A 3,230-nucleotide genomic window follows, 5' to 3' on the forward strand; every position below is an offset into this window, starting at 1 on the left:
GTTCGGGACCGTTGGATCCCGAACGACCGCCCGTCGCTCCCCCGTTGCCTGTTGCCCGCTACCGCGCCAGCGTCTTGCAGAGATCTTCGTAAGGCCCTTCCAGCACCAGCAGTTCACGGCTGGTGCCGTGCGGCCCCTCCTTGATCCGGACGGCCATGAAACCGCGCGAGACAAGCCACTTGTTGTGCTCCGGCCGGTCGCTGGTGTGCAGCCCGACGCCCCAGTCGCCCCCGCTGAGGACGTGGGTGTCGCTGCCGGGCTCCGGATACACGAGGGTGCCGGTGCCGGACAGATCGCGGCGTATGGTCTTTCCCGTCTCCTTGTTGGTCACATCCATCACCAACGGGCCGCTGATGACGGCATAGACGGGGTCACCCGCGTCGTTCGTCCAGGTCCGCTGGACCATGTCGACGACCGGGAACTCCGCGTGCGTGGCGAACGGGCACACCTCACCGCGCGGGTAGTCGATCTCGGGCTGCCCGGGGTGGGTCACAACCGGCCCGTGCCATCCGCCCGTCCGGCCGGCGCCCCGTACGCCCGCGCCGCCGGAGTGACGGGAGTCGCCTCGGTCGCCGCCGTCCTGCCCGGGAGCGGCCCGGGCGGCAACCGAGGCGCAGAGCAGGGCCATTGCCGTGCACAGGGTCACCACCACGGCCCTCCTGCGGGTGCCGCGCGCTGCGGGCGCACACCCCCGTGGTGCGCCGCACTCCGGGCCATCGGCCGAACCCTTGCCCGGGTCCCCCGGTCTCCCTGTTCTGCTGCCCCGCATCCGTGCCTCCTCCGCTCGCCGACCCGGCTCCTCCCTCACGCCATCGTGGCCGCCACGGTCCCTGGCGGACAGACGATTCGGTCCTGGCCGAAGCGAAGCCGGATACCGGCCTTGTGCACCGATCCACGTGGCGGCTGCGGGCGCGCGGGTGAAAGATGACGGGGCAGCAGCGTCGGACAGCACGGTCGGAAGAGTCGTACGGGCAGGGCGGACATGCGCATCCATTTCACCGTGGCGGACCTCGCACGCGTCCGCCTGGCTGCGGCACCCAGCCCGCTGGCCGTGACCTCGCTGAGCGCCTGGCGGCTGCGCCATGACACCGGCGGCCCGCCCGCCCTCGACCTGTGGCGCCGCACCGTCCATCTGGCCCGCCGCTCCGCGCCGGGTCCTGCCGCGCCGCTGCTCGGCGGGCTGGCGGCCGGCGCGCCCTCGCACCCCGTCCCCCGCCTGCTGCGCCCGCACAGCGCGCTGCCGACGCTCGCGGAGGAGCTGGAACGGCTGCTGTCCACGCCCCGTGCCGAGCTGCGCGCCGACCTGGAGTACGTCGCCACGCACCGTCGGCTTCCGTCCTGGACTCACGCACTGGCCGACGGCAGCCCCTCGGCCCTGCGCGGACTCGCGGGGGCCGTACGCGCGCAGCACAGCGTGGCCATCGAGCCGTACTGGCGCGGGCTGTACGCCGCGATCCGCGCCGACCAGGCCGAGCGGACCCGCCAGTGGCACGAGGGTGGTGTCGAGCTGGTGCTGGACAATCTGCACCCTGCGGGGCGCTGGCGCCCGCCCGTGCTCGAATTCCCCCACGCGCAGGGCCCCGACTACCACCTCGGCGGCCGCGGTCTGCTGCTGGCACCGGCGGCCTTCACCGCCTACGTCCCCTGCGACCCGGGCGAACCGCAGCCCACCTTCTATTACCAAGCGGTCGAACATCCGCTGGCCGGTGCGCTGAACGGCCCGCACGCAGCGCTGGCGACGCTGCTCGGACACAGCCGGGCCGCGGTGCTGGAAGCGATCGCGGAGGGCGTCTCGACCAGCCGGCTGGCGCGCCGTACCGGGCTGGCGCCCGCCTCGGCGAGCGAACACGCCACGGTGCTGCGCCGCGCGGGGCTCGTCTCCACCCGCCGCAGCGGCCGGACCGCCCACCACACGCTCACCCCGCTGGGTGCCCAGCTCCTGCTGCACACCGCGGCGGACGAGTCTTCGGCCGGCCGGTCCGTCACGGCCCGGGCGAGCGGCTGTTGAGCTGCTGGCGCCGGCCAGGCCCGGCCCTGAGGGGTCAGTGCGGCGCGAGGCGGCGCTTGCTGCGCATCGCGGCGGCGACGCGTTCCTCGGCGAGGCGGCGCCCGGCGAGGTGCGGTGTGGTGGCGCCGGTCCTGGCTGCTTCCAGTACGGCCAGGGCGTTGGCGCGGAGCCGTTCGGAGACGGTGCCGAAGATGGCGGAGGTCTCGGGGCTGAAGCCGGAGTAGCGGGCGTCCATGGCGAAGGCCGCCGCGACGACACCGCCCGCGTTGGCAATGAAGTCCGGTACGAGAGTGATGCCGCGCTCGGCGAGGACGGTCCGCGCCTGCGGTGAGGTGGGCAGGTTGGCCCCCTCCACCACCAGCTTTGCCTTGATCTGGTGGGCGGTTGCCGCGTCGATGACGTCCTGGAGTGCCGCGGGCACCAGGATGTCGCAGTCGACGGTGAGTTCCTGGCCCGGCGCCAGTCGGGCGCCCTGGCGGTGCCGGGTGACGAAAGCGTCGCCGTGCTCGTCGCGGGCCGCCCGCAGCGTGTGCACGTCGAGTCCGCCGGGGTCGTGGAGGGCGCCCCGGGCCGTGGAGACGGCGACGATGGTCGCACCGAGCTCCGCGAAGCGCTGCGCTGCGGCGTGGCCGACGGCTCCGAAGCCCTGGACGGCGACCCGTGCGCCGCCGAGAGGCAGTTCGAGGTACCCGGCTGCGGCGTCGGCCGCTTCGGCGACTCCGTAGCCGGTGACGCCGAGCTTGTCGTAGGCGACCCCGCCGAGGTGGGCCGGAGTGCCGACCGCGGCGCCCCGGTCGCCGAGCTCGTCCTGGATGACGGCCGCGTCATCCTCGGTCAGCCCCATGTCGAGCCCCATCACGTACTCGCGCGGCACCTCGTTGGACAGCGCCCGGGCGAAGGCGCGCAGCACGGCCTCCTTGTCGGGGGAGGCCGGGTCGGCGACGATGCCGGCCTTGGCTCCCCCGTAGAAGAGGTCGACTCCGGCCCACTTCCAGGTCATGACCCGGGCCAGCCGGGCGATCTCCCCGACGGAGACGTGCGGGCTCATGCGGGTGCCGCCCTTGCCGACTCCGCGGGCCGTGTTGTCGATGACGAGTACGCCTTTCATTCCGGTGCGCCGGTGGGAGACGATGACGATCTTCTCGGGGCCCCACTCGTCGATGAGGGAGAGGGCGTCGGTCACGGTGCGGGTCCTTGTCTCTCGGGACGGTCTGGAGAGGGG

The 3,230-nt window shown here is 73.6% G+C and carries 3 protein-coding genes; 1 reads left to right on the plus strand and 2 read right to left on the minus strand.

Annotation, left to right across the window (positions count from 1 at the left end):
- Window positions 1-58 precede the first annotated feature (58 nt).
- A complete protein-coding gene (locus ITI46_RS33860; RefSeq protein ID WP_209243794.1) occupies window positions 59-649 on the minus strand; it encodes a hypothetical protein in 591 nt (196 codons plus the stop codon).
- 333 nt (window positions 650-982) lie between these two features.
- On the opposite strand from ITI46_RS33860, the gene ITI46_RS33865 reads away from it, so the two are divergent.
- Window positions 983-2,008, plus strand: a complete 1,026-nt coding sequence (locus ITI46_RS33865) for an ArsR/SmtB family transcription factor (protein ID WP_209243796.1) — start codon at window positions 983-985, stop codon at window positions 2,006-2,008.
- 34 nt (window positions 2,009-2,042) lie between these two features.
- Here ITI46_RS33865 and ITI46_RS33870 read toward each other — a convergent pair whose 3' ends face one another.
- Window positions 2,043-3,191, minus strand: coding sequence for a Glu/Leu/Phe/Val family dehydrogenase (locus ITI46_RS33870; RefSeq protein WP_209243798.1), 1,149 nt, complete (start codon window positions 3,189-3,191; stop codon window positions 2,043-2,045).
- Between the last annotated feature and the right edge of the window lie 39 nt (window positions 3,192-3,230).

It is taken from the genome of Streptomyces oryzae (assembly GCF_017676365.1).
Taxonomy (GTDB): Bacteria; Actinomycetota; Actinomycetes; order Streptomycetales; family Streptomycetaceae; genus Streptomyces; species Streptomyces oryzae.

Bases quoted from the DNA above. Each gene is read 5' to 3' on its own strand.
- ITI46_RS33865 (WP_209243796.1), top strand. From the start codon at position 983: ATGCGCATCCATTTCACCGTGGCGGACCTCGCACGCGTCCGCCTGGCT.